Annotated in this window: 24 protein-coding genes; 5 read left to right on the forward strand and 19 right to left on the reverse strand. The window is 64.8% G+C overall.

Annotated elements, in window-relative coordinates:
- Positions 1 to 59: 59 nt before the first annotated feature.
- Positions 60 to 899: an oxidoreductase gene (locus AC1DW2_RS03265; protein WP_477005313.1), complete on the forward strand. Its 840-nt coding sequence runs from the start codon at positions 60 to 62 to the stop codon at positions 897 to 899.
- A 53-nt stretch (positions 900 to 952) separates the two neighbouring features.
- On the opposite strand, the gene AC1DW2_RS03270 is transcribed toward AC1DW2_RS03265, so the two are convergent.
- A complete protein-coding gene (locus tag AC1DW2_RS03270) occupies positions 953 to 1,576 on the reverse strand; it encodes an N-acetyltransferase family protein (protein WP_477005241.1) in 624 nt (207 codons plus the stop codon).
- Between the two features lie 70 nt (positions 1,577 to 1,646).
- Positions 1,647 to 1,850, reverse strand: coding sequence for a DUF1127 domain-containing protein (locus tag AC1DW2_RS03275; protein ID WP_477005242.1), 204 nt, complete (start codon positions 1,848 to 1,850; stop codon positions 1,647 to 1,649).
- A gap of 110 nt (positions 1,851 to 1,960) precedes the next feature.
- Between AC1DW2_RS03275 and AC1DW2_RS03280 the strand changes: the two genes are divergently transcribed.
- Complete coding sequence (locus AC1DW2_RS03280) at positions 1,961 to 2,860, forward strand: transcriptional regulator GcvA (RefSeq protein WP_063980834.1); 900 nt, start codon at positions 1,961 to 1,963, stop codon at positions 2,858 to 2,860.
- A gap of 143 nt (positions 2,861 to 3,003) precedes the next feature.
- A complete protein-coding gene (gene tcuC / locus AC1DW2_RS03285; RefSeq protein WP_071916835.1) occupies positions 3,004 to 4,335 on the forward strand; it encodes an MFS transporter in 1,332 nt (443 codons plus the stop codon).
- A 114-nt stretch (positions 4,336 to 4,449) separates the two neighbouring features.
- Here the strand turns inward: tcuC and AC1DW2_RS03290 are convergent, their stop codons facing one another.
- Genes AC1DW2_RS03290 through AC1DW2_RS03300 form a run of 3 tightly spaced genes read right to left on the reverse strand, consistent with a single transcriptional unit; the run spans position 4,450 to position 7,111 of the window.
- Positions 4,450 to 4,863, reverse strand: a complete 414-nt coding sequence (locus tag AC1DW2_RS03290; protein ID WP_028149261.1) for a Rieske (2Fe-2S) protein — start codon at positions 4,861 to 4,863, stop codon at positions 4,450 to 4,452.
- A gap of 52 nt (positions 4,864 to 4,915) precedes the next feature.
- The gene (locus tag AC1DW2_RS03295; protein WP_028149262.1) at positions 4,916 to 6,028 is read right to left on the reverse strand and encodes an amidohydrolase family protein; all 1,113 of its coding nucleotides are present in this window, start codon (positions 6,026 to 6,028) and stop codon (positions 4,916 to 4,918) included.
- 24 nt (positions 6,029 to 6,052) lie between these two features.
- A complete protein-coding gene (locus AC1DW2_RS03300; protein ID WP_477005243.1) occupies positions 6,053 to 7,111 on the reverse strand; it encodes an amidohydrolase family protein in 1,059 nt (352 codons plus the stop codon).
- 141 nt (positions 7,112 to 7,252) lie between these two features.
- On the opposite strand from AC1DW2_RS03300, the gene AC1DW2_RS03305 reads away from it, so the two are divergent.
- Positions 7,253 to 7,735, forward strand: coding sequence for a CinA family protein (locus tag AC1DW2_RS03305; protein WP_477005244.1), 483 nt, complete (start codon positions 7,253 to 7,255; stop codon positions 7,733 to 7,735).
- Between the two features lie 102 nt (positions 7,736 to 7,837).
- Positions 7,838 to 8,827, forward strand: a complete 990-nt coding sequence (locus tag AC1DW2_RS03310) for an alpha/beta hydrolase family protein (RefSeq protein WP_477005245.1) — start codon at positions 7,838 to 7,840, stop codon at positions 8,825 to 8,827.
- A 29-nt stretch (positions 8,828 to 8,856) separates the two neighbouring features.
- Here AC1DW2_RS03310 and AC1DW2_RS03315 read toward each other — a convergent pair whose 3' ends face one another.
- From AC1DW2_RS03315 to AC1DW2_RS03380, 14 genes are all read right to left on the reverse strand, one after another.
- Positions 8,857 to 9,681, reverse strand: a complete 825-nt coding sequence (locus tag AC1DW2_RS03315) for a hypothetical protein (protein WP_477005246.1) — start codon at positions 9,679 to 9,681, stop codon at positions 8,857 to 8,859.
- A gap of 67 nt (positions 9,682 to 9,748) precedes the next feature.
- A complete protein-coding gene (locus AC1DW2_RS03320; RefSeq protein ID WP_063980827.1) occupies positions 9,749 to 10,024 on the reverse strand; it encodes a DUF1488 family protein in 276 nt (91 codons plus the stop codon).
- A gap of 135 nt (positions 10,025 to 10,159) precedes the next feature.
- Positions 10,160 to 10,777, reverse strand: a complete 618-nt coding sequence (locus tag AC1DW2_RS03325) for a tetratricopeptide repeat protein (protein ID WP_477005247.1) — start codon at positions 10,775 to 10,777, stop codon at positions 10,160 to 10,162.
- Positions 10,778 to 10,897: 120 nt separating this feature from the next.
- A complete protein-coding gene (locus tag AC1DW2_RS03330) occupies positions 10,898 to 12,367 on the reverse strand; it encodes an AMP nucleosidase (RefSeq protein ID WP_167768239.1) in 1,470 nt (489 codons plus the stop codon).
- A 215-nt stretch (positions 12,368 to 12,582) separates the two neighbouring features.
- Positions 12,583 to 13,917 (reverse strand): HlyD family type I secretion periplasmic adaptor subunit, encoded by a 1,335-nt coding sequence (locus tag AC1DW2_RS03335; RefSeq protein WP_354118748.1) that lies wholly within the window; start codon positions 13,915 to 13,917, stop codon positions 12,583 to 12,585.
- The gene (locus AC1DW2_RS03340) at positions 13,914 to 15,662 is read right to left on the reverse strand and encodes a type I secretion system permease/ATPase (RefSeq protein WP_477005248.1); all 1,749 of its coding nucleotides are present in this window, start codon (positions 15,660 to 15,662) and stop codon (positions 13,914 to 13,916) included. Before AC1DW2_RS03340 ends, AC1DW2_RS03335 begins: the two co-directional genes overlap by 4 nt.
- A gap of 260 nt (positions 15,663 to 15,922) precedes the next feature.
- Positions 15,923 to 16,192, reverse strand: a complete 270-nt coding sequence (locus tag AC1DW2_RS03345; protein ID WP_063980822.1) for a GlsB/YeaQ/YmgE family stress response membrane protein — start codon at positions 16,190 to 16,192, stop codon at positions 15,923 to 15,925.
- A 396-nt stretch (positions 16,193 to 16,588) separates the two neighbouring features.
- Positions 16,589 to 17,563: an ABC transporter ATP-binding protein gene (locus tag AC1DW2_RS03350; RefSeq protein WP_477005249.1), complete on the reverse strand. Its 975-nt coding sequence runs from the start codon at positions 17,561 to 17,563 to the stop codon at positions 16,589 to 16,591.
- Entirely contained in the window at positions 17,560 to 18,975 is a 1,416-nt protein-coding gene (locus AC1DW2_RS03355) for an amidase (RefSeq protein ID WP_477005250.1), read from the reverse strand. The genes AC1DW2_RS03350 and AC1DW2_RS03355 overlap by 4 nt, the downstream gene beginning before the upstream one ends.
- Complete coding sequence (locus AC1DW2_RS03360; RefSeq protein WP_071916846.1) at positions 18,972 to 19,169, reverse strand: hypothetical protein; 198 nt, start codon at positions 19,167 to 19,169, stop codon at positions 18,972 to 18,974. Before AC1DW2_RS03360 ends, AC1DW2_RS03355 begins: the two co-directional genes overlap by 4 nt.
- Positions 19,166 to 20,227 carry an ABC transporter ATP-binding protein gene (locus tag AC1DW2_RS03365; RefSeq protein WP_477005251.1) on the reverse strand — a complete coding sequence of 354 codons (1,062 nt, stop codon included), beginning with the start codon at positions 20,225 to 20,227 and terminating at the stop codon, positions 19,166 to 19,168. Before AC1DW2_RS03365 ends, AC1DW2_RS03360 begins: the two co-directional genes overlap by 4 nt.
- Before the next feature lie 3 nt (positions 20,228 to 20,230).
- Complete coding sequence (locus tag AC1DW2_RS03370; protein WP_014498429.1) at positions 20,231 to 21,133, reverse strand: ABC transporter permease; 903 nt, start codon at positions 21,131 to 21,133, stop codon at positions 20,231 to 20,233.
- A gap of 3 nt (positions 21,134 to 21,136) precedes the next feature.
- Positions 21,137 to 22,090, reverse strand: coding sequence for an ABC transporter permease (locus AC1DW2_RS03375; RefSeq protein WP_014498430.1), 954 nt, complete (start codon positions 22,088 to 22,090; stop codon positions 21,137 to 21,139).
- A gap of 201 nt (positions 22,091 to 22,291) precedes the next feature.
- Positions 22,292 to 23,947: an ABC transporter substrate-binding protein gene (locus tag AC1DW2_RS03380; RefSeq protein ID WP_477005252.1), complete on the reverse strand. Its 1,656-nt coding sequence runs from the start codon at positions 23,945 to 23,947 to the stop codon at positions 22,292 to 22,294.
- Positions 23,948 to 24,082 lie beyond the last annotated feature (135 nt).

The raw sequence follows: 24,082 nt of genomic DNA on the forward strand, positions 1-24,082 counted from the left end.
CGCTACACCTTGCCCATCGGCTCGGCACATCGCCGGGCCAAAATGGAAAGGGCAACATCATGCGTGTCTGGTTCATCACAGGAGCATCCCGCGGATTTGGCGCTTTGATCGCCGAAGCCGCCTTGAAGGCCGGCGATGCGGTGGTCGCGACGGCGCGCGACCCGTCGACCGTCACCGCGCGGCTCGGCAGCCACGAGCGCCTGCTCGCGACCCGGCTCGACGTCACCAGCGAGGCCGAGGCGCATGAGGCGGCGGGCCAGGCAGTGAAGCGCTTCGGGCGCATCGATATCCTGGTCAACAATGCCGGCTACGGCCTGCTCGGCGCGATCGAGGAGGCCAGCGGCGCGGAGACGCAAAAGCTGTTCGGCACGAATGTGTTCGGCCTGCTCGGTGTCACCCGCGCGGTGCTGCCGCATATGCGCCGCCAGCGTTCCGGCCACGTCATCAACATCTCGTCGGTCGGCGGTTACACCGGCTATCCCGGTTGGGGCGTCTATGGCGCGACCAAGTTCGCGGTCGAGGGGATCAGCGAAGCGCTGGCCGGCGAAGTGGCGCCGCTCGGCATCAAGGTCACCGTGGTCGAACCGGGCTTCTTCCGCACCGACTTCCTCGACGACACCTCGCTGTCGCGCACCGCTCAGGTGATCGACGACTATCACGAGAGCGTCGGCAAGACCCGCGCTCACGCCGTCGAATTCAACCACGGCCAACGCGGCGATCCGCGCAAGCTGGCGCAGGCCTTCCTGACGCTGGTCGATGCCAAGAACCCGCCGCTGCGCCTGCCGCTCGGCAGCGACACGGTGGAGCGGATCGAGGCGAAGAACGCATTCGTTGCGCGGGAGCTGGCGGGATGGCGATCAGTCGCGACCTCGACCGACTTCACCAATGACGGCGCTTGAGCGAAGGCAAAAAAAGCCCGGCTCTGGATGACCAGGCCGGGCTCGGAGTGGTGTCAGGCCGAGGCTGAGGGGCTGTCGGCCTGACGGGAAAGGGCGGCGAGGCGCCAGCTYGCGCAGGGAATGTCTTTCGGTGCGACGGCGATCTCCTTGTCGAAGCGCACCAGCTTCCAGTCGTCGGGATGATTGACGAAAGCGAAGCCGGATTTGCGGGCGAGCGAGATCATGGTCTCGTTGGAGCGCAGCGTGTCGCCGAACATGTGCTCGGCACCAAGGGCTGCCGCGCGGCATTCGAGATTCTTCATCAGCGCGGTGGCGATGCCGTGACCCTGCCAGCGATCGTCGACCGACAGGCCGAACTCGAGCGTGGAGGTCTCTGGATGGAAGGCGTAGCGCGCCTCGGCGACGATGGTCTCGAAGCCGTCGACCATCTTGGTCGCCACAACGGTAAAGCGCTCGCGCGCGCCGACATCTAGGAACTCGCTCAGCAGGCCCTTCGGCAATTCGCTGATCGCACCGAAGAAGCGGTTGTAGCGGGAGCGGGTCGAGAGCGAGCGGAAATAGTGCTGAAGCTCCTCGGTGTCGCGCGGCTCGACGAAGCGAACGTTGATCGCCTCACCCTGCCGGGTGCGCAGCACGTCCGAATATTGCTTCAGATCTTCCAGGCGAAGAGTGCTCATGACACGAGCCCTTGCGGAAAGAGGGACCGCCGGCGCCCCTGTGATCAGGCGGCGCCGGCCTGGCGGCCAATCAGGCCCGCCAGAAGGGTTTGTCAGCCTCGTAGGCGATGTCGGTCCAGGACAGGCCGACGTCGTGGAGATCGCGGGCCGTCCAGTGGGTCAGTTCGCGCCGGGTCCGGTAGCGCTCGTGCCAGACGTGAAGCGTCTCGCCGATCTGCTGGATGAGGCCGGGTGCATGATTATTTGTCATCGAATGGTGGGTCAAAGTAGACATTTTCAGCTCCTTGAGCTAACTTGACCGCTAATATCTGCTTGCTACCGCGCTGCGACAAACGACAATTTGTACCCCTTCGCATGAAATAACGTCATGCATCCTGCTGCCAGATGACTGCCAGATTGCCCTCCCTGAACGGATTGCGGGCCTTTGAGGCCGCCGCGCGCCATCTCAGCTTCACGCTGGCCGCGTCCGAGCTGAACGTGACCCAGACCGCGATCAGCCATCAGATCCGGCGGCTCGAGGAGGAGCTCGGCATCCGCCTGTTCGTCCGGCAGAACCGCGCGCTGGCGCTGACGCCGGAAGCGCGCGACTATTTGCCGGGCGTCCGTGCCGCCTTCAACGACCTCCGCCTTGCGACCGACCGGCTGCTGCGCAAGGACGACGACAAGGTGCTGACCGTCTCGACGCTGGCATCGCTCGCCGCGAAATGGCTGCTGCCGCGGCTGACCGATTTCCAGGAGCAGCACCCCGGCATCGACGTCCGCATCACCACCTCGACCAGCCTCGTCGATTTCCAGCGCGACAATGTCGATGCCGCGATTCGCTATGGCCGCGGTCAATGGCCGGGCCTGCGCGCCGACTGGCTGATGGCGGACGAGCTGTTTCCGGTGTGCAGTCCGTCGCTGCTGCGCGGCGACAAGCCGCTGCGCCAGCCTGAGGATCTCAAGGGCTATCCGCTGCTGCACACCTCCAATGCCAACAGCGATGACTGGCGGCTATGGCTGACGGCGGCCGGCCTTCCGGGCGACATCGCCAGGCAGCCCGGCATCACCTTCGACATGATCTTCATGACCATCCAGGCCGCAATCGACGGCATCGGCGTGGCGATGGGCCGGACCTCCTACGTCCAGGATGACATCGCCAAGGGCCGGCTCGTGGTGCCCTTCAAGATCGCGCTGCCGGCCGATGCGGGCTTCTACCTGGTCGCGCCGGAGGGCCGGCGCGAGGCGCCGAAGCTGGCCGCGTTCCGCGAGTGGATGATCGCTGCAACGCAGAATAAAGCGTGAAAAATCATCAGCTTCCCCGGTGAAATCGATTGACTCGCCGCGCCCCGCGCGAGAGGGGTAGGACAGATTGTCGCAGCCGACAATCTGATGCCTTGCCGTGAAATGAGTTCCGGTCCGGCCGCGCCTTCCAGGGGAGAAACGTCATGGCTGGACCAGCAACCAATCCGCCCGAGATCAAGTCGCGCATCGGCGCGATCCTCCGCGCCACCTCCGGCAATTTTCTCGAGCAGTTCGATTTCTTCCTGTTCGGCTTCTATGCCGCCGCCATCGGCAAGGCGTTCTTTCCCTCCAGTAACGAGACAGCCTCGCTGCTCAACACTTTTGGCGTGTTCTGGCTCGGCGCGCTGATGCGCCCCGTCGGCGCGATCGTGCTCGGCGCCTACATCGACCGCATCGGCCGCCGCCAGGGCCTGATCGTCACGCTCGGCATCATGGCCATCGGCACCGTCGTGATCGCGTTCTGCCCGAGCTATGCGACCATCGGCATCGCGGCGCCCGTCATCGTGCTGATCGGCCGCCTGCTGCAGGGCTTCTCCGCCGGCGTCGAGCTCGGCGGCGTCTCGGTCTATCTCGCGGAAATCTCCACGCCCGGCAATCGCGGCTTCTACACCTCGTTCCAGTCGTCGAGCCAGCAGGTCGCGATCTTCGTCGCCTCGATCCTCGGCTTCATCCTGTCCGAGGTGATGCCGGCGGACGTCGTGACCGCCTGGGGCTGGCGCATTCCCTTCTTCGTCGGTTGCCTCATCATTCCCCTGATCTTCATGCTGCGGCGGACGCTCGAGGAAACGCCGGCCTTCCTCGCCATGAAGAAGCACCCGACGGCAAACGAGGTGTTCGCCTCCGCGCTCGCCAACTGGCGCATCGTCATCCTCGGCATGATGATCGCGGTCCTGACAACGACGACATTCTACTTCGTCACCGTGTACACGCCGACCTTCGGCAAGACGGTGCTGAAGCTCTCGACGCAGGACGCACTGCTCGTGACGCTGCTCGTCGCCGTGACCAACTTCTTCTGGAATCCCGTCGGCGGCGCGCTGTCCGATCGCATCGGCCGCAAGCCGGTACTGCTCGCCATCGCCGGCCTGGCGCTCGTCACCGCCTACCCCGCACTGTCCTGGCTGGTCGCCGCGCCGACTTTCGGCAAACTGCTCGCGGTCGAGATGTTGTTCTCGTTCTATTTCGGCATGTACAGCGGCACCATGCTCGGTGCTCTCGTCGAGATCGTGCCGGCGCATGTCCGCACCACCTGCTTCTCGCTGGCCTTCGCGCTCGCCGCTGCGCTGTTCGGCACGTTCACGCCATTCGCCTCGACCTTGCTGATCGACTACACCGGCAACAAAGCCTCACCCGGCTTCTGGCTGATGTTCGCCGCTGCGCTTGGCATCATTGCCGCATCGATCGTCTATCGCGGTGGCCGCCAAGCGGTGACGACGTACGATGCGACCGGTGAAGCGGCGCCGGCGGTGAGCCACTGATGGTCATTCCGGGGCGCCTCGAAGAGGCGAGCCCGGAATCCATTTCTCCCAACATTCTTGCGGCACGATGGATTCCGGGCTCGATGCTTCGCATCGCCCCGGAATGACAGTAACCTAAAGCTCCACCACCACGTAATCGCTCTCGACCTTCACCGGGATGGTCTCGGCGACATATGGGCCCTTCACCACACTCGCACCCGGCTCGACATGCGCCGGATAGGCCTTCACGCGGAAGCGGCGGGGGTCGCAATAGGACTGGCCGGTGCGGATGTCGAACTCCCAACCGTGCCAGGGGCAGCGGATGATCTCGCCGAGCTTGGTGTATTCGATCTCGCCGGGATCCTTTGATTGCGCGAGCCCGATCAGCGGGCCCTCGCACAGCGCCGCGCCCTGATGCGGGCAGCGGTTCATCAGGCCGAAATACTCGCCCTTGATGTTGAAGACCGCGATCGGCCGTCCGTCGATCTCCAGAAATTTTCGCGTGCCCGGCGGAAGCTCATCCACCGCCGCAATCACGTGCCGCGCCATGCTTATGTCTTCCGCATGATCTGATCGGAAAACCGCTTCACACTTTTCCGGATCATGCGGCTATCCCATACAGCTTGCGCGCATTGCCGAGATAGAACGCTTCGCGGTTGGCGTCGCTGACGCCCGCGGGCAGCACGCGCGACGGCTCGTCATAGTCCCAATGCGGATAGTCGGTCGCGAACAGCAGTCGGTCCCAGCCGATCCACTTGATGACGTCGAACAGGTCCTCGCGCCGCTCCGGGTCCTCCATCGGCTGCGTGGTCCACCACACCTGCTCGCGGATATATTCCGACGGCGGCCGCTTCACATGCGGCACTTCGCTGCGCAGCCGGTGCCAGACCTTGTCGAGCCGCCAGGCGAGCGACGGGGCCCAGCCGAAGCCGGCCTCGATCATCACCATCTTCAGCTTCGGAAAGCGCTCGAACACACCTTCCAAGACAAGGCTCGCCAGCGCCGATTGCTGGCACTGCGAGTGGCCCACCATCTCCTCGATGTAATAGGAAGGCCAGCCGGACGGCGTGATCGGATTGCCGCCGAAGCCGAAAGCGTGCACGCCGACGGGAAGTCCTGCCTCTTCCGCGGCCTGGTAGATCGGCCAGTAACGGCGCTGGCCGAGCGGCTCGACATTGCGGCTGAGCAGCAGCACCTGCACGAAATTCTTGTCGCCGGCGCGCTCGCGGATTTCGGCGGCGGCCGACAGGCCGTCCTCATTGCCGACGACAATGGACGCCTTCAGGCGCTTGTCCTTGCTGGTCCATTTGTCGATCTGCCAGTCGTTGATCGCCGAGCACAGCGCCGCCGAGAGCTCGTGATTGCGGATGCCCTGCCCGGTGTTGAGCGGATTGAGCACGCCGAGTTCCACGTTGTTGGGATCGAGCAGCTGCTTCTGCATGAAGGACAACGAAGAGCCCTGCGGCCCGCCTTCCGGCGGATAGGCGTCGCGACGCGATGCGTTGGGCTGGGCCTTCGGATAGGGCGGGCCTTCCATCATGCCCTGATAGGCATGGACGCCGTAGACTTCGAGATGATGCTGCCAGCGTTTCGCCAGATAAGGATAGAGCTCGGTGCGGGTGGCGCGTGCCGGATGGATGTCGCAGTCCGCGATTGCGGTTTTGACGGTCAGTGGGGAAGCGGCTTCGGTGCTCTCGCGGAATTGGACATTCATCGCCTTGCCTCCTTTGGCAGCGGGCTAAGTCAGGCGGGGATAGGTCGCATGCGGATTTTCGATCATGATCTTGCGCACGAGATCGGGGGTGAGGCCCTCGGGCAGCGCATCCTGGCCGTCGAATTGCCAGTGCGGATAGTCCGTGGAGAATAGAACCAATTCGTCGGACTGCATATGATCAAACAGGCGAATTAATGTCTCAGGTTCCGGCGGCGCATCAAATGGCTGTAAAGAGAACCGGATGTTGCTGCGCACAATGTCGAGCGGCGCGCGATCGACCCATGGCGTCTCCATTCGCACCCCGCGCCAGAACTTGTGCAGGCGCCAGAGAAAAGGGGAGATCCAGGAGACGCCGGATTCGAGCATGACCATTTTCAGCCGCGGATATTTGGCGAACACGCCCTCGACGATCAGACTGGTGAGCTGAGTCTGGAACGCCTGGGCCTGACCGACATAATCCTCGATGTGATAGGAACCCCAGCCCACGGCAGTCGGCGGATTGTGATAGGCGGAACCGGCGTGAATTCCGACGGGCAGCTGGAGCCGTTCCGCCGCTTCGTAGATCGGCCACAGCGCGCGCTTGCCGAGCGGCGTGTCGCCCATGACCAGCATCAGCACCTGCACGAAGCGGCGGTCCTGTGCGCAGCGCTCGATCTCGGCGACGGCTTTCTCGACACTTTGCGCGGGGATCACGATCGAACCACGCAGCCGTGAATCGCGATCGAGCCATTCCTTCACGAGCCACTCGTTCAACGCGCGGCAGAAGGCGGCCTGCAAATCTTCCGAAAACACCATCTGCACGCCGTAGAGGGGATTGCAGATGGCGTGCGTGAGCTGGAAGGGATCGAGCAGATGACGCTGCATGTCCTCCAGACTTGCGCCGGGCTTGCCGGTTTCCGGCCGCCAATCGGGACGCGCAACGATCGGCGAGTTCTGCGGATAGGATTGCGAGACAAGGTCGACCATGCCGCGCGTCGTCACCTGATCGCGCCAATAGTCATTCAAGTACGGCAGCAGGCTGGTCAGATGCGGCACGGCCGGATGCACGTCGCAATCCACCCCGCCGGCGATCAGGGACGCCATCACGTCTCCTTCACGTTTCCTCGTCACGTTTTGTCGTGCCCACCATTCAAGCAGGCCTGCCCGTCGCCCGCAACTCGGCCAAGGCCGCTGTCATATGCTAGGAAGGCACAGCTCCGTTGCGAGGACTGAGAGGTTAAAGGGATGAAAGAGCTCGTCGGCATTGCGGAACAGGTTGCGGCCCGACTAATCGCGCGCAAACAGACCATTGCAGTGGCTGAATCCTCGACCGGCGGCCTGATCTCGGCCAGCCTGCTCGCGGTGCCCGGCGCCTCCGCCTATTTCCTCGGCGGCGCCGTGGTCTACACCCGCGATGCCAGGCGCGTGCTGATGGATATTTCGGACGAAGGAATGAAGGGCTTTCGCTCCTCGTCGGAGCCTTATGCAAAGCTGCTGGCCGAACAGATGCGCAGCCGCTTCGGCTGCGACTGGGGCCTGTCCGAAACCGGCGCCGCCGGCCCCACCGGCAACCGCTACGGCGACGCCGCCGGGCACAGTTGCATGGCCGTCGCCGGCCCCGCGGCAGAGGTGATCACGCTGGAGACGGGCAACAACGACCGGTTTGCGAACATGCAAATGTTTGCTGCCACGGCGCTGAAGCTGTTGCTGAGGAAGCTGGAGGGGTGAACGCCCTCACATGGGAACCGCACGCGCTCCCGATCTCTTGCCCGGCTGACCGTCGTGCCGGCGCATGAGCGAGCGCGTCACCGCCCAGGCGCGATAGGAGCAATGATGCAATTGCCTGCGTTCGTCTTCGCCGCCCTGCTCGTCCTTGGGATAACGACGGCGCAAGCCGCCGGTATCAGAAACTTCGACATTCCTGCCGGTCCGGCGGGACCGGCAATCCGATTGCTGGTCTGGACTCCGTGTGCCGAGCCACCTCGCGAGATGGATGCGCGTGGCGCCACCTTCTTCGCCGTGCCCGCATGTCCGGTCACCGGAGAAAAGCTTCCACTCATCGTGATGTCGCACGGCCGCCGAGGATGGTTCGGCGGTCACCATGACACCGCCGCGGCTTTGGCCGATGCCGGGTTCGTCGTGGCGGCGCTCAATCATCCCGGCGACACCATGCGTGACACCAGCCGCACCGACAGTCTTTCGGTTCTCGTCGAGCGCCCCACGGATATGAGCCGGCTGATCGACTATATGCTGGACGGGTGGCCAGACGCATCCCGCATCGATCCTCAGCGCATCGGGCTCTACGGGTTTTCGTTTGGCGGCTACACCGGCCTTGTCGTCATCGGCGGCGATCCCGATCTGCGCAAGGGATTGCCGAATTGCGAGACGTCGAGCTTGAAGGCGTGCAAACAACTCGAGAGCGGCGAGCTTCCTGATCAGCCGACGACCCATGATAAGCGCGTCAAGGCCGCGGTCATCATCGATCCCTATCCGGTGTTCGTCTTCCCGGAGGAGAATCTGAAAGCAATAGCAGTGCCGGTTCAATTGTGGAGTTCTGACCCCGCGCAGAATGCCGATGGTCTATCCGGATGCTGTGCGGCAGCCATCAATCAAAGGCTTCCGATCAAGCCGGACTACCATTTCGTGGACAATGCCCGGCATTTTTCCTTCCTCGCGACCTGCACCCCAAAGGACGCCCGGGAGGCCCCCGCCGTCTGCACCGATGCGCCGGATTTCGATCGCGTCGATTTCCACCGACGGCTTCACGTCGATGTCGTTGCGTTTTTTCGCAAGCATTTCGCCGAAAGCGCCAAGCCGTGACGCGGCCCTCGGCCCGGCGCCGCGCCGGCCTAAGAGCAGGACAAGCCGTTGCCGGGCTCGCGGCAGAGCTTCGCGCGAACCTCTACGATATCGATATCGTACTTCCCGGCTCTCCGCTTGCGCGAGGCGGAGGCCGAGTCGGCACTGTCCATCGAAAGCAGATTGAGCTGCTTCTTGGTCGCCGCGCTGCACATCAGAGCAGCGTTGCCGCCGAGGTATCTCGACTGGGCGCCAAGCTCCTGCCGGGTGAGCTCCGCGAATGGCCCCAGACGCAATTGCGTTTCGACCGCTGCGATTTCAGCGTCGCTCGCCTGCGTCCGGGCAACACCCTTCATCCTGCGTTCGAAGCCGTTTGCGATCGCCGCCCCATGTGCCGCACCAAGATCCGCAACCTCTTGCGCTGCGTCCGTAAACTCACCGCGCTGGGAACCGGCCAACAGATAGGACTTGCAAGCCAACGGGTTGCTCGCGAGCTTCAGGAGGGTCGCCAGCTCCGCCCGGTCCAGGGCATTGATGTGCTCGTCGTCGGCATAGACTTCCATCTCGCTCGCCAGGATCATGTTGAGTGCACCATTGGCGGCGGGCCATCCGCCCTCGTTGAAGGCCTCTTCGGTCTCCCGAAGGAAGACCGCCCTGAGCGCGGGATCGCTGCGAGCAATCGACGCGGCCAAAGGGAAGCGCGCGATGTTCTGATCGAAATCGCGCGCAAACGCGCTCGGCCCGGAGAGGCTCGCATATGCCAGGTTTCCGGCCAGCAGGGCGACGACGACGAGCAGCAGGATTAATCTTCTGGTCATGTGAGAGTTTTGGTGTGGGTTACCGCGAGAGATCATCTCACGCCGGGTCACCGCCATCCATTGCAACTACAGGCTGCTCTTAATGAATCCTTTCGCAGCCGTGGCGAGTTGCGCGGATGCCCTGCTATCTTGCCAGATGCCGCATGAAGATCCGCACCACATATCCCTGGACCCGCGGCGCCTCGTCATAGATATCCGACGCGAGCCGCTCGATGGTCTCACGCAGGGATAGGAACTGCGCCTGGCGCGCGCTGCTCTCGGTGCCCTGCATGCCCGCGAGCTCGTCCATCGCGGCATCGCTGATCTGGCAATGCACGACCTCATCCTCACGCATCATCGTGAAGCGAAAGGCCAACCGTTCGAGGTCGTGGCCGATGATCCTGTCGCGCGACAGCGGCATCCAATTGTCCCGTTCGCGCCCCCGAACGGGACAATGCTGAAAATCTGACGCTTTGTCACCACCCGCGCCAGGAGGCATCGCTGTCATGCGATGTTCATCAACAGCGAGCTTCCGTCGGTCGGCCCGGCTCCGACGTCAGTAGGCGAGCGCCGTGCCGGTCGGCTTGTCGAGTGCCGCGGCCAGCGATCGATACTCCTCACAATCCGTCCCGCAGATGGCGGCAATCCGGCTGAGATGATAGAGCGCCTGCTCGCGGTTACCCCGCTCGAGCTGCCACAATCCGTAGTACTGCCACGTCAATACGTGGTTCGGATCTGCCTTCAACGCGCGCTCGTACCAGACCTGCGACTGCTCGTAGTCGCCGAGCTTGCGGTAGGAATAGCCGATGAGGTTGGCGACGTTCGGATGGTCGTCATGGCCGAGCGATTTTAGTTGCTCGATCGCGGTCGCATAGTCGTTGCGCTCGTAGATGGTGTCATAAGCCACGCGGTAGCCGGCCGCGAAGGCGGGATCGCCGATACTGGACTGGTTGTTCGGCTTCCTGCCCTTGTGTGTTGCCTTGGTGCCCCAGCGCTTCGGGTAGACTGGCTGCGGCTGCAGCCTCTGATCCGAGTAGGCTCCGGCATAGGGATCAGTGGAGCTGATGCCGCCCCCGCCACCACCACCGCCGCCGCCGGCGGCAAAGGCCGGCGAGCTCAACAGTACTGCCGCAAATGTACCGAGCGTGACGAGCCTGATCATCGCTGTGATCATGTCTGCCTCCTGTCCTGTTCAAGCGGCCCCGGACGACGTGATAACCCTGCGTCGGCCGCGATATTCCGGGACACTGTGCTCACAGAGACGTCAGCGTTCGTACGACAGTCACGTTGTCCTTTACTGGAACGCGACCTCGGCGAAGCTTCGCAGCTTTCGCGAATGCAGCCGTTCCGATTCCTGCTGCTTGAGCCGCTCCAGCGCCTTCAGGCCGATCTCGAGATGCTGGCCGACGCGGCGGCGGTAGAACTCGCTGGCCATGCCCGCGAGCTTGATCTCGCCATGCAGCGGCTTGTCGGAGACGCAGAGCAGCGTGCCGTAGGGAACGCGGAAGCGGTAGCCGTTGGCGGCGATCGCGGCCGATTCCATGTCGAGCGCGACCGCGCGCGACTGCGACATGCGGCGGATCACCTCGGGCCCCGAGATCTCCCAGTTGCGGTTGTCGACGCTCGCAACGGTGCCCGTGCGCATCAGGCGCTTCAGCTCGAAGCCTTCGAGGCCGGTGACGTCCTCGACCGCCTGTTCGAGCGCGACCTGCATCTCGGCCAGTGCCGGGATCGGCACCCAGAGCGGCAGCTCGCGGTCGAGCACGTGGTCCTCGCGTACATAGCCGTGGGCGAGCACGTAGTCGCCGAGCCGCTGCGTGTTGCGTAGGCCTGCGCAATGGCCGAGCATCAGCCAGGCATGCGGGCGCAGCACTGCAACGTGGTCGGTGACGTTGCGCGCGTTCGACGGGCCGGTGCCGATGTTGATCAGGGTGATGCCGCGATAGCCAGGCGCAACCAGATGGAAAGCCGGCATCTGCGGCGCGCGGGCAGGCGCCACCCCGCTGGTTGCGCCGCCGCTGCCCGTGATCACATTGCCGGGCGCGACGAAGGCTTCGAGGCCGGCTTCGCCGGACTGCAGCCGCTGCTGGCAAAGCTGCGCGAAGGCATCGACATAGAACTGGTAGTTGGTGAAGATCACGAAATTCTGGAAATGCTCGGGATCGGTGCCGGTGTAGTGATAGAGCCGCCGCAACGAATAATCGACACGGGCGGCGCGAAACAATGACAACGGCTCGGGCGCGCCTGGCTGGAGTTCGAAGGTGCCGTCGGCGATCGAATCGTCCATGGTGGCGAGGTCGGGCACGTCGAACGCATCGCGCAGCGATCGCGTCACAAGGGAATTCTCGCTGGTGGTGATGGCGGCTTCGATGTTGATGTCGCGGCGATAGGCGAAGTGGATCGGGATCGACTCGGCGGATTCGCCGATCTCGACGGGAACGCCGTGGTTCTGGATCAACAATCCGATCTGCTCGGTGAGATAGGCGCGGAACAGATCCGGCCGCGTGACGCTGGTCTCGTGCACGCCGGGGCCGGCGACGAAGCCGTAGGCGAGACGCGAGTCCAGCCGCGCATACGTCGCGGTGGTGACGCGGACGAAGGGATAATAGGCCCGCACCCGCGTCGTGATCGCCTCGCCGTTGACATAGGCCTCGAACCGGTCGCGCAGGAATTTCGTGTTGCGCTCGTAGATTTCCTCGAGGCGGGCGACGGCGAGGACGGCGTCGGTGAAGGATTTGGTGGCGATGGAGGGTGGGGACTGCATTGTTCGACCGCCGGGTTGCTGGGCTTGAGTCGAACTATAGCAAAGAAGGCGGTCCCGTAGGGTGGGCAAAGCGAAGCGTGCCCACCATCTTGACCATCGCACGAAGAGCGGTGGGCACGGCGCGCTGCGCCTTTGCCCACCCTACGAGATCGCGTATGTCGCCCGAGATCCCGGATCCGCGCTAAGTGCGCTCCGGGATGACGCGCCTTCGCGCGTCACTTCTCGCGGAAGGCCCGCATCAGCTGGTCGTGCAGCGGCTTCATCAGATAGGACAACATGGTGCGGTCGCCGGTCTGGACGAAGGCTTCCGCCGGCATGCCGGGGATCAGCTTGGAGTCGCCGAGCTTGGCGACCTCTTCCGGGGACATCGACACGCGGATGGTGTAGTAGCTCTGGCCGGTGCGCTGGTCGGTGGTGACGTCGGGCGAAACGCGGCTGACGACGCCGTTGAGCTCGGGCGTGGTGCGCTGGTTGAACGCGGACAGGCGAAGCAGCGTCTTCTGGCCGATCTGAAGCTTGTCGATATCGACAGGATTGACCTTGGCCTCGACCTGGAGATCGTCCGCCTGCGGCACAATCAGCATGAGGGCATCGCCGGCGGTGACGACGCCGCCGACGGTATGCACCGTCGATTGCAGCACCATGCCGTCCTGCGGCGCACGGATATCGACGCGGCGGAGCTGGTCTTCGGCGGCGACCTTGCGCTCGATCATTTCACCGATCTTGTCGTTGGTCTCGCGCAGATCCTTGGAGACCTCGCTCACCATGTCCTTGTCGACCTGGATGATCTGGAGCTCGGTCTCGGTGATCTTGCCCTTGGCCTGCGCGCGCGAGGCGATGTATTGCGCGCGCTCGCCGTTGAGGCGGGCGCTGTCGCGTTCCAGCGTGGTCAGGCGGGAGATCTGCACCAGGTGCTTCTCATAGAGATCGCGGACACCGACCAGCTCCTGCTGCACCAGGACGATCTCCCTGTCCTTGGCCTTTTCCTGCGCGGACAGTCCTTCGATCTCCTCATTGAGCTGCTGGACACGCTCGCGGAGCTGCGCCTTCTGCCCGGCACGGCCATTGACGCGGACGTCGAACAGCTTGGTTTCGGCGGAGAGCAGCGTCTTGACGTCGGACTCATTGGTGCGATCGAGCAGCGGTTGCGGAAACTCGATCTTGTCGAGCGCGCGCTGCTCGGCCTGGAGCCGCGACGCGCGCGCCAGCGCTGCGTCGAGATTCTTGGTGACGATGGCGAGGTTCGCCTTGGTGACGGTGTCGTCGAGCCGCACCACGATATCGCCGGCCTTGACCACGTCGCCGTCGCGGGCGCGCAGCTCGCCGACCACGCCGCCGGTCGGATGCTGCACCTTCTTGACGTTGGATTCGACCACGACCTGGCCCGGCGCGATCAGGGCCCCCGAGATCTGCACCGTCGAGGCCCAGCCGCCGAGGCCGACGACGAGGGCCACCACGATGGCGAGCCCGAGCATCAGGTGAAACCTGATGGAATCCCGCACGGTCCTCTTCGCGGCGGGCTTTCCGCCGCCGATAGCCATCGTGCTCATGACTTGGGCACTCCGCCTTCGCTGACGATCTTGATCGGTGCCGGCGGCGTCACGCGCGGCTGAAGCACCTGGGCAAGCACCTGCTCCTTCGGCCCGAACGCCTGCATACGGCCGTCGCGCAGCACCAGGATCTGGTCGACCGCCTCGACGCCGATCGGGCGATGCGCCACCACGATGACGATGGCGCCGCGCTCGCGCGCGCTGCGGATCGCGCGGGTCAGCGCCTCGTCGCCTTCGGTGTCGAGATTGGAATTGGGCTCGTCGAGCACGATCAGGAACGGGCTGCCGTAGAGCGCGCGCGCCAGCGCCACGCGCTGCGCCTGGCCCGCGGAGAGCGCGGTGCCCTGTTCGCCGACCTGCGTGTTGTAGCCCTCGCGCATCTTGATGATCATCTCGTGCACGCCGGCTTCCTTCGCCGCGGAAATGATGCCGTCAGAGGTGGCCTCGGGATCGAAACGGCTGATGTTCTGCGCGATGGTGCCGCCGAACAATTCGACGTCCTGCGGCAGATAGCCGATGTGGCGGCCGAGCATGTCGGAGGCCCACTGGTCGAGCGCCGCGCCGTCGAGCCGCACCTTGCCACGGACCGGATGCCAGACGCCGACCAGCGCGCGGATCAGCGACGATTTGCCGGAGCCGCTCGGCCCGATCACGCCGAGGCCATTGCCGGCGGTGAGCGCGAAGCTGACGTCCTGCACGATGAGGCGCTGATCGCCCGGCGGCACCATGGCGATGCCCTCGACCGACAGACGGCTGGTGGGCGCCTGCAACTGGGTCGGCATCGTCTGCGGCGGCATCTGCTCCAGCAGGCGCGTGAGGCGCTGCCAGCTCTGACGTGCCGCGACAAAGGATTTCCAGTGCGCGATGGCGAGATCGACCGGCGCGAGCGCGCGGGCGGAGAGGATCGAGCCGGCAATGATGATGCCTGCGGTCGCTTCCTGGTGGATGACGAGATAGGCGCCGACTGCGAGCACGGCCGATTGCAGCATCATGCGCAGCACTTTTGCGACCGCGCCGAGACCGCCGGCGACGTCGCTCGCACGCTGATTGCCGTCGAGGTATTTTTCGTTGGCTTCGCTCCAGCGCTGGTTCATCCGGCCGGTCATGCCCATCGAGACCATGACTTCGGCGTTGCGCCGGCTCGAGGCGGCGAGATCGTTGCGCTGGGCGGCGAGGCCCATCGCGTCCTTCGCCGGCTGGCGGGACATGAATTCGGTGACCAGCGTCAGCCCGACCAGGATGATGGCGCCGACCAGAGCGGTGAGGCCGATCATGACGTGGAAGGCGAAGCAGATGGCCAGGTACAGCGGCAGCCAGGGCAGGTCGAAGAACGCGCTCGGGCCCATGCCGCCGAGGAACGAGCGGACATTGTCGAGGTCGCGCAGCGGCTGCAGGCCCTCGTTGCGGCTGCCGACCAGGAGCGGCAGGCGCACGACGGTGTCGAACACGCGCTTGTTGAGGGCTTCATCGAGCGCCGTGCCGACCCGCCCCAGGATCCGGTTTCGGATCATGTCGAGCATGCCCTGCGCGATATAGAGGAAGCTGGCGATGATGATCAGGCCGACGAGAGTCGGAACGCTGCGGCTCGGCAGAACCCGGTCGTAGACCTCCAGCATGAAGATCGACCCGGTCAGATAGAGCAGGTTGATCATGCAGCTCATCAAGCCGACGCCGACGAACGCCGTGCGACAAGCACGCAAGGCGTCACCGAGCTCTGAACGGCGGACGCCGGGTACGGCTGCCATCAGTCTGATCTCTTTCGGGTAAGGGGCAACGCCCCTGATTTCCTAGGTCGTTCAGGGGTACGCGACCCGGATTAACATCGTATTCCCCCGCGACGAACGCGGTCGAATTAATCCAGGTCCCTGATAGGCCACCTCTACCCCTGACGGCCTCGCACGCAAGTCCGGTATTTCACAGTCTTTGCGGCTTTTTATAGCAGACATCGCGGCCTCTCCCCAGCGGGGGAGAGGCGAAAGTTCTGGCTCACCGAGCCAATGTGACGCTAGAGCCGGCCGCCGCCGCGCACCAACCGCACCACCAGGAGCAGGATGATGGCGCCGATGGCGGAATAGATGATCTCGGACACGAGCCCGGTGCCGAGATGGATGCCGAGTTTCGGGAACAGGAAGCTTGCGACAAACGCGCCGGCGATGCCGATCACGATGTCGCCAATGATGCCGAACCCGCTGCCGCGCACCACCTTGCCGGCGAGCCAGCCGGCGACGAGGCCGACGAACAGGATGACGATGAGGCCTTGGCCAGAAATGTACATAAGTTGAAGTCCCTCTCCATGAACGGGGGCATGGAACCGGAACCGGGATGAATGGGGTCTGAATGGTCGGTTCGGATAAAAATGTCGAAAACAACCCCATGCACAGTAGGAGTGCAGTTGGCCGGCGGTGCGAGGTGAACTGTGACAAGTCGGTGTTGTCGTAGAGGGATTCTGAAGAAGTGCGCGATTGGAGGTGGGGGCGCGCGGCACTCACTTTCCACCCAGCGAAGTGAGGGAGCCGCTCTCTCATTCCCTCCCCCCTTGCGGGGGAGGGGCAGGGAGAGGGGTGGCCACGGGCGAGGTCTGAGTTTGTGGCTACCCCTCTCCCCCGCCCTCCCCCGCAAGGGGGGAGGGAGCGCAGTGTTGCGCGGGGATGTAGTACGGCTGGAGAACGAACTACGACGCCGTCACCGGCTCGGCCAGCACGCATCTCGCCGCCCTACCCGGCCCTACATCCACATTCGCAGGCAATTGCTCCAGACACCGCGGCTGGGCGACCGCACAACGCGGGGCGAAGGAGCAGTTGTTCGGCTTTTCGGCCAGCGAGGGCGGGGTGCCGGGGATGGTCTCCAGCCGGGCGCCGCGCTTGGCGCCGTGGATGGTGGAGGCGAGCAGGCCCTTGGCGTAGGGGTGCACCGGCGTGCGGACGATGTCGCGGAGCGTCCCCTGCTCCACGATCTGGCCGGCATACATCACCGCGACGCGGTCGCAGATCTCGATCGCAACACCAATGTCATGGGTGACGAAGATGACGGACATGCCGAATTCGCGCTGCAGCTCACGCAGCAACAGCAGGATCTGGATCTGCACGGTGGCATCGAGCGCGGTGGTCGGCTCATCCGCGAGCAAGATCTTCGGGCGGCAGGCGAGCGCAAGGGCAATCATCGCGCGCTGGCGCATGCCGCCGGACATCTCGTGCGGATAGGCATCGAGCCTGCGCTTTGCGGAGGGAATGCGCACGACCTCGAGCATTTCGAGCGCCCTCGCCCGCCCTTCCGCAAAGCTCTTGCCTTCGTGGCGCACGACGCTTTCGGCGATCTGCGCGCCGATGGTGTAGACCGGATCGAGCGCGAGCGCGGGCTCCTGGAAGATCATCGACACGGTCTGGCCGCGGAAGGACGAAAGTTCCTCGTCGTTCATGGCGAGCACGTCGCGGCCCATCACATTGACCTTGCCCGTGATCTGCGTGCGCTTCTTCGGCAGCAGCCGCATCAGCGCACGCAGGGTCACGCTCTTGCCGGAACCGGACTCGCCGAGCAGGCCCAACACCTCGCCGTCACCGAGCGAGAGACTGAGATCGTTCACGGCAAAGACCGTGCGCTCGCCGGTGAAGCGGATGTTGAGGCCTGAGATGTCGACGAGCTTTGTCATGACGGCAGTTTCGGCAACCTATCGTGATAGTCGGTGACGCGCTGGAAGGCGGCGCCGATGGTGAGCAGGGTCGCTTCATCGAAGGAGCGGCCGATCAGCTGCATGCCGACCGGCAGGCCGCCTTTGGTGAAGCCGGAGGGAATGGTGAGCGACGGCAGGCCCAGAAAATTCACCGGGCGGGTGAACAGTGTCAGCCGCTGCACCATCGCCGGCGCGTTCGGGCCCCCGCCGACATCGCTCTCCTCGATCGTCGGTGCCGGCACCGGCGATGCCGGCGCGATGATCGCGTCAACACCAGCCGTGGCCGCATTGTGGGCGGCGAGCGCCGGACCACGCCAGCGCATCGCCTCCAGATAAGTGATGGCTGGAACGGCAAGACCGTTCTGAAGCCGCATCAGGACCTGCGGACCGTAGTCCTGCGGACGCTCGATCATCCAGCGCTTGTGGAAGGCGGCCGCTTCAGCCGCGAGCACGAGCTGGCTTGCCGACGACAATTGCCGCTGGTCCGGCAGCTCGACCGTGACGATGTCGGCGCCTTCGCGCTTGAGCACCGCGATGGTCTCGTCCAGCACGCGCGCGACCTCGCCGTCGAGATCGTCGACATAGAAGGACGCGGGCACGCCGATTTTCAGGCCCTTGAGCGAACCCTTGGTGGCGCCGACATAGTCGGACAGCGGCTCGTGGCTGCAGGTCGAATCCGCGGGATCGGGACCGGCCATCAGCGCCAGCAGCAGCGCGCAATCCTCGGCGGTGCGGGCGAGCGGGCCGACGGTGTCGAGCGATTGCGACAGCGGCATCGCGCCGGCGCGGCTCACGCGGCCGACGGTGGTTTTCAATCCCGTGACGCCGCAGAAATGCGCGGGCATGCGGATCGAACCGCCGGTGTCCGAGCCGAGCGCCGCGAACGTCAGGCGCGCCGCGACCGACGAGCCGGAGCCGGAGGATGAGCCGCCGGTGATGTGCGCGACGTTCCAGGGATTGCGCACAGGGCCGTAATGGGCGTTGTGCCCCGTCGGTCCATAGGCGAATTCGGCCAGATGCAGCGTGCCGAGGCGGACCTGCCCGGCATCCTTCAGCCGCTGCAAGGCCGTGGACGTGACGGTCGGCACGAAATCGCGGCGAATCAGCGAGCCGCAGGTCGAGACGTGGCCTGCGTCGTAATACATGTCCTTGTGCGCGAGCGGCACGCCGTGCAGCGGACCGCGGACATTGCCCTTGGCGAGCTCGGCATCGGCGGCCGCGGCAGCCTTCAACGCGGATTCGGCTTCAACCGACATGAAAGCGTTCAGATGCGGCTGCCACTGCGCGATGCGGTGCAGCAGCGCGCGCGTCACCTCATGCGAGGACACCTGCTTCATCGCGATCGCGCGCGCGACCTCGGTGAGCGTCATCAATGCAGGCTCACGGCTCATTTCGACACCTTCTGTGTCTGCGCGATCGGATAGAGCGCGGGCTCGAGATCGAATGGCAGCGTGCCGGCGATGGCCGCAAAGCCTTCGAAGGCCGGCCCGATGGAATTGGAGATACGCGTTGCGATCTCGTCATCGACAGGAACGCCCGCGACTTGCGCGATCGGCTTGATCTCTTTCGGTGTCGGTCTTGTCATGCTGTTTCCTCTGCGGGCGCGCGGCTATGGCCTGATCCAGGTATCGCCATGTAGCACGCGGCTTCGTGGCCCATTGTATCGAGCGCGGTGAGCTTTGGTGCTGCATTTGCGCAGAGCGGCTCCGCAAACGCGCAGCGGGTGTGGAAGCGGCAACCCGGGGGCGGATCAATCGGATTGGGCGGGTCGCCGGTGATCGGCGGCTTCTCGGTGCGACGATCGGGGTCCGAGGACGGCATCGCGGCAAGGAGCGCACGCGTATAGGGATGCGCAGGGTTGTCCCAGACCTGGTCGACCGGGCCGAGCTCGACGACCTCGCCGAGATACATCACCAGCACGCGATCGCTGATGTAGCGGACGACGTTGAGGTCGTGGCTGATGAAGAGATAGGTCAGGCCGAACTCGCGCTTGAGATCGGCGAGCAAATTCAGCACCTGTGCCTCGACGGATTTGTCGAGCGCCGAAACGGCTTCGTCGAGGATCACCAGCCGCGGCGACAGCGCCAGCGCACGCGCGATGTTGACGCGCTGGCGCTGGCCGCCGGAGATCTCGTGCGGATAGCGGTTGGCGAAGTTTTCCGGCCGCAAGCCCACCTTGCCGAGCAGCTCGCGCGCGAGCGCACGGGCCGTTCCATCGGCCATGCCGTGCACTTTCGGGCCGAACGCGATCGATTCCTCGATCGTCAGGCGCGGATTGAGCGAGGCATAGGAATCCTGGAACACCATCTGCATGCCGCGGCGCAGCTCGCGCAACGACAGCGCCTGGCCGACGGTCATGCCGTCATAGATGATGTCGCCGGTATCGCGCGGCATCAGATGCATCAGCAGCCGCGCGGTGGTCGACTTGCCGCAGCCGGATTCGCCGACGATGCCGACGGTCTCGCCCTTCGCGACCGAGAAGGAGACATTGTCCACCGCGCGCACGGTGCGTTTCGCGGCGAACAGCCCGCCGCGCACCGGGAAATGCTTGGTCAGGCCGTTGACCTGGAGCAGCGGTTGCGCGACGCCGCCAACGTCCTCGACCGGCTCCAGCATTTCGACGGATGTGTTGGTCTCGCTCATGGCCTAATTCCTGATGTCCATGGCGCTGCGCAGGCCGTCCGAGAGCAGGTTGAAGCAGATCGAGACCGCGAAGATCATCGCGCCCGGCAATGCCGCGACCCAGGGATTGACGTAGATCGCGGTGCGCAGCGTGTTCAGCATCAAGCCCCATTCCGGCTCCGGCGGTTTTGTGCCGAGGCCGAGGAAGGAGAGACCTGCGGCCAAAATCATCGAGACCGAAATCAGGCTGGTGGCATAGACGAAGATCGCGCCCAAGACGTTGCCGAGGATGTGCACCCGCATGATGGTGAAGGGTCCCGCGCCGGAGGCGCGCGCCGCTTCGACGAAATCCATGTTGCGCACGCCGGTGGTGACGCTTTCGGCAACGCGGGTGATCTGCGGCACGAACACGACAGTCAGCGACACGATCGAGTTGAGGATGCCGGCCCCGAGCGCGCCGGAGATCGCGATCGCCAGCAACACGGAGGGAAAGGCGTAGAACACGTCGATCGTGCGCATGATCGCGGTGTTGAGCTTGCCGCCGACATAGCCGGCGACGAGACCGAGCGATGTGCCGATGCAGAACGCGAGGATGACAGGCAAAATGCCGATGACCAGCGACAGCCGTCCGCCATAGATCAGCCGCGCCAGCATGTCGCGGCCGAGCTCGTCGGTGCCGAGCGGGTAGCCTGCTGTGCCGATGTGGCGCAGGCGGCGGATCATCGAACCCTTGTAGGGATCTTCAAGGCCGAGCCATGGCGCGAGCACGGCGGACAGGAAGATCAGCAGCAGCACCAGCGCGCAGGCCATGCTGACCTTGTCGCGGGCGATGCGGCGGCCGACGGTCGCCCAATAGCCGCGCGCCTTGGTGGCGGGCGCGGCCTGCAGCGCGGCGTCGGCGGTGGCGGACAACGGAAGCTCGCTCATCGGCTAGCCCCGCTTGATGCGCGGGTCGATCGCGGCTTGCGCGATGTCGACCAGCAGATTGAGGAAGACGAAGAACAGCGCCAGGATCAGGATCGTGCCCTGCAGCAGCGGCAGGTCGCGCTGGAAGATCGCGGAGTTGAGCAGGAAGCCCGAGCCCGGCCAGGAGAACACGGTCTCGATCAGGATCGAGCCACCGAGCATATAACCCAGTTGAAGCCCCATCACCGCGAGCGCGGTGGGCGCGGCATTCTTGATGACGTGGCGAAACACGCCGGTTTCGTGCAAGCCTTTTGCGCGCAGCGCCTCGACGAAATCCTGCGAGAGGATGTCGCCGGTGAGCGCGCGCACGGTGCGGGTGACGATGCCCATCGGGATCACCGAGGTCGTGATCGCCGGCAGCACCAGGTATTTCAGATGCGCCCAGTCCCAGGCCCAGGAGTTGGAGCCGTTCGGTCCGGCGCCGACCGCGGGCAGCCAGTTCAGCTGGACCGAGAAGATGATGACGAGCACCATGCCGAGCCAGTAATGCGGCACGGATACACCGGCGATGGCGAAGGAGGTCGCGACCTTGTCGATCCAGGTCTCGCGGAAATAGCCGGCGATCAGGCCGAGCAGGATTCCCATCGTGAAGCCGATGATGGCGGCCGCAATCGCGAGCGTGACGGTGTTGCTGACCGCGCGCATGACCTCGGCGAGCACAGGGCGCCCCGTCGCGATGGAATTGCCGAGATCGCCATGAAGGGCGCGAAGCAGCCACAGCCCGAACTGCACCGGCAGCGGGCGGTCGAAGCCGTAGGCGGCGCGGAGCTGCGCCGCGAGCTCCTGCGAGGCGTCGGCCGGCAGCACCGCAACCAGCGGATCGCCCGGCGTGATGTGCACGAGCAGAAAGCACACCAGCGCCACGCTGATGACGATCGGGATGACATAGACGATGCGGCGAGCGATATAGGCGAGCACTGGTCTTCTTTCTTCCTTCTCCCCTTGTGGGAGAAGGTGGCGCGCGATCAGCGCGCCGGATGAGGGGTATCTATCCGCAGATACAGCGTTATCGAATGAGAGAGAGGGTCGCTCGCGGAGAGAGACCCCTCACCCGGCTTCGCTGCCGCGAAGCCGCCCTCTCCCACAAGGGGAGAGGGTGCACTGAGCGTGTGGCGCGAACTACTGCATCGACACCAGCGAGAAGTCGATGAACCAGCTCTTGGGCTGCACGACGCCCGTCACCTTCGGGCTGATGGCGCGGGGGCCGACGTCGTGGGCGACGTAGAGGAAGGCTGCATCGTCGACGGAGGCCGCGTGCAGCTCGGCGAGCGCGGCGTCGCGCGCGGCTGGATCAAACGTCTGCCGTGCCTTCTTCACCAGCTCGTCGAACTTGGGCTCGTGGATGAAGCCCCAATTGTTCGAGACCGGCGGCGCCATGCCGGACTGGAGGAAGCGCACCAGCGCGAAGAACGGGTCCATCGCCGCGTAGGTGACGTTGGTCGCGTTCGAGCCGTTGGCGCTGGGGTCCTTGGCGCCGCGGCGCCAGTTGGTGAACAGCGTGTTCCACTCGATGACGTCGAGCTTCACGTCGAAATAGCATTCGGCGAGCGCCTGCTGGAGATATTCGTTCATCGGCAGCGGCTGCATCTGGCCGGAGCCCGATGCCGACGTCTGGATCTTTACCGTCAGCTTCTTTAACGGACCGAAGCCGGCCTCCTGCATCAGCTTCTGTGCAGCGGCCTTGTCATACTTGATCTCGAAGCTCGGCTTGCCGCGCCAGGGATGGCCGGGCTCGAAGGTGCCGGTCGCCGGCACCATCAGGCCCGCGAGCAGGCCGTCCTTGAGACCCTCGCGATCGACGCAGAGGTTGGCGGCCTTGCGGACGCGGATGTCGTTCCAGGGCGAGCCTTCGACGCGCGAGAACTGCCACGGCCAGACATGCGGCTGCTCGTTGGCGTAGAGCTTGAAGCCGCGCTGCTTGAGCTCGGGCAACGCGTCGGGCGCCGGCGCCTCGACCCAATCGACCWGCCCCGAGAGCAGCGCCGCGGTGCGCGCGTTTGCTTCCGGCATCGGCAGGAGCACCATCTTGTCGACCTTGGGCACGCGCGCCTTGTCCCAATAGGCCGCATTCTTCACCAGCTCGAGCCGCTCGCGCGGCGTGAAGCTCGCCATCTTCCACGGGCCGGTGCCCGCGGCGTCCTTGGCGAACGCAGTCCACGCAGCCTGCGACTTCGCCTTGGCGTCGGCGCCTTCCGCCTTGTCGTAGAAATGCTGCCACTTCGCCGGGCTCGCCATGAACAGGTTGGTGAGGTTGATCGGCAGGAAGCTGTCGGGCTCCTTGGTGGTGAGCTCGACCGTCATGTCGTCGATCTTCTTTGCGGAGGCCAGCGTCGGCATGCGCGACGCGGTGACGCCGACCTGGCTGGCGTCGAACTGCGGCGCATCCTGCTTCAGCACCTTCTCGACGTTCCAGACCACGGCATCGGCATTGAACGGCGAGCCGTCATGGAAGGTGACGCCGGGGCGCAGCTTGAAGATCCACTTGGTCTTGTCGGCATCGTCGACCTTCCATTCGGTCGCAAGGCCCGGGATCACCACGCTCGCCTTGTCGGCCGAGGACAGGTCCCAGCCGGTGAGCGCGTCGTACATGGTGAGGCCGGTGAAGCGGTTGCCTTCAAAACCCTGATCGGGCTGGCCCAATGTGCGCGGAATATCGGCAGCGGTCATGCCGATGCGCAGCACGGTTTCGGCGCTTGCCACGCTCGGCCACGCGGCCGCAGTCGTCAGAGCCAGCGCAGCAATCAGCGCCGCGCGGGTGGTTGTCTTCATAAGCATCGTCTCAGTCCTCTTTCGGCTTTCAATGACTAATTTTGATGCAAACGTATGCAATGGCTATGCCAATGGGGAAACTTTTTCTGCAAATTGCCCCTGCGACGACAAGTCTGTGTGATCACGTGTCGGCAAAGGCAC

Source organism: Bradyrhizobium sp. P3_C3, from assembly GCF_056402655.1.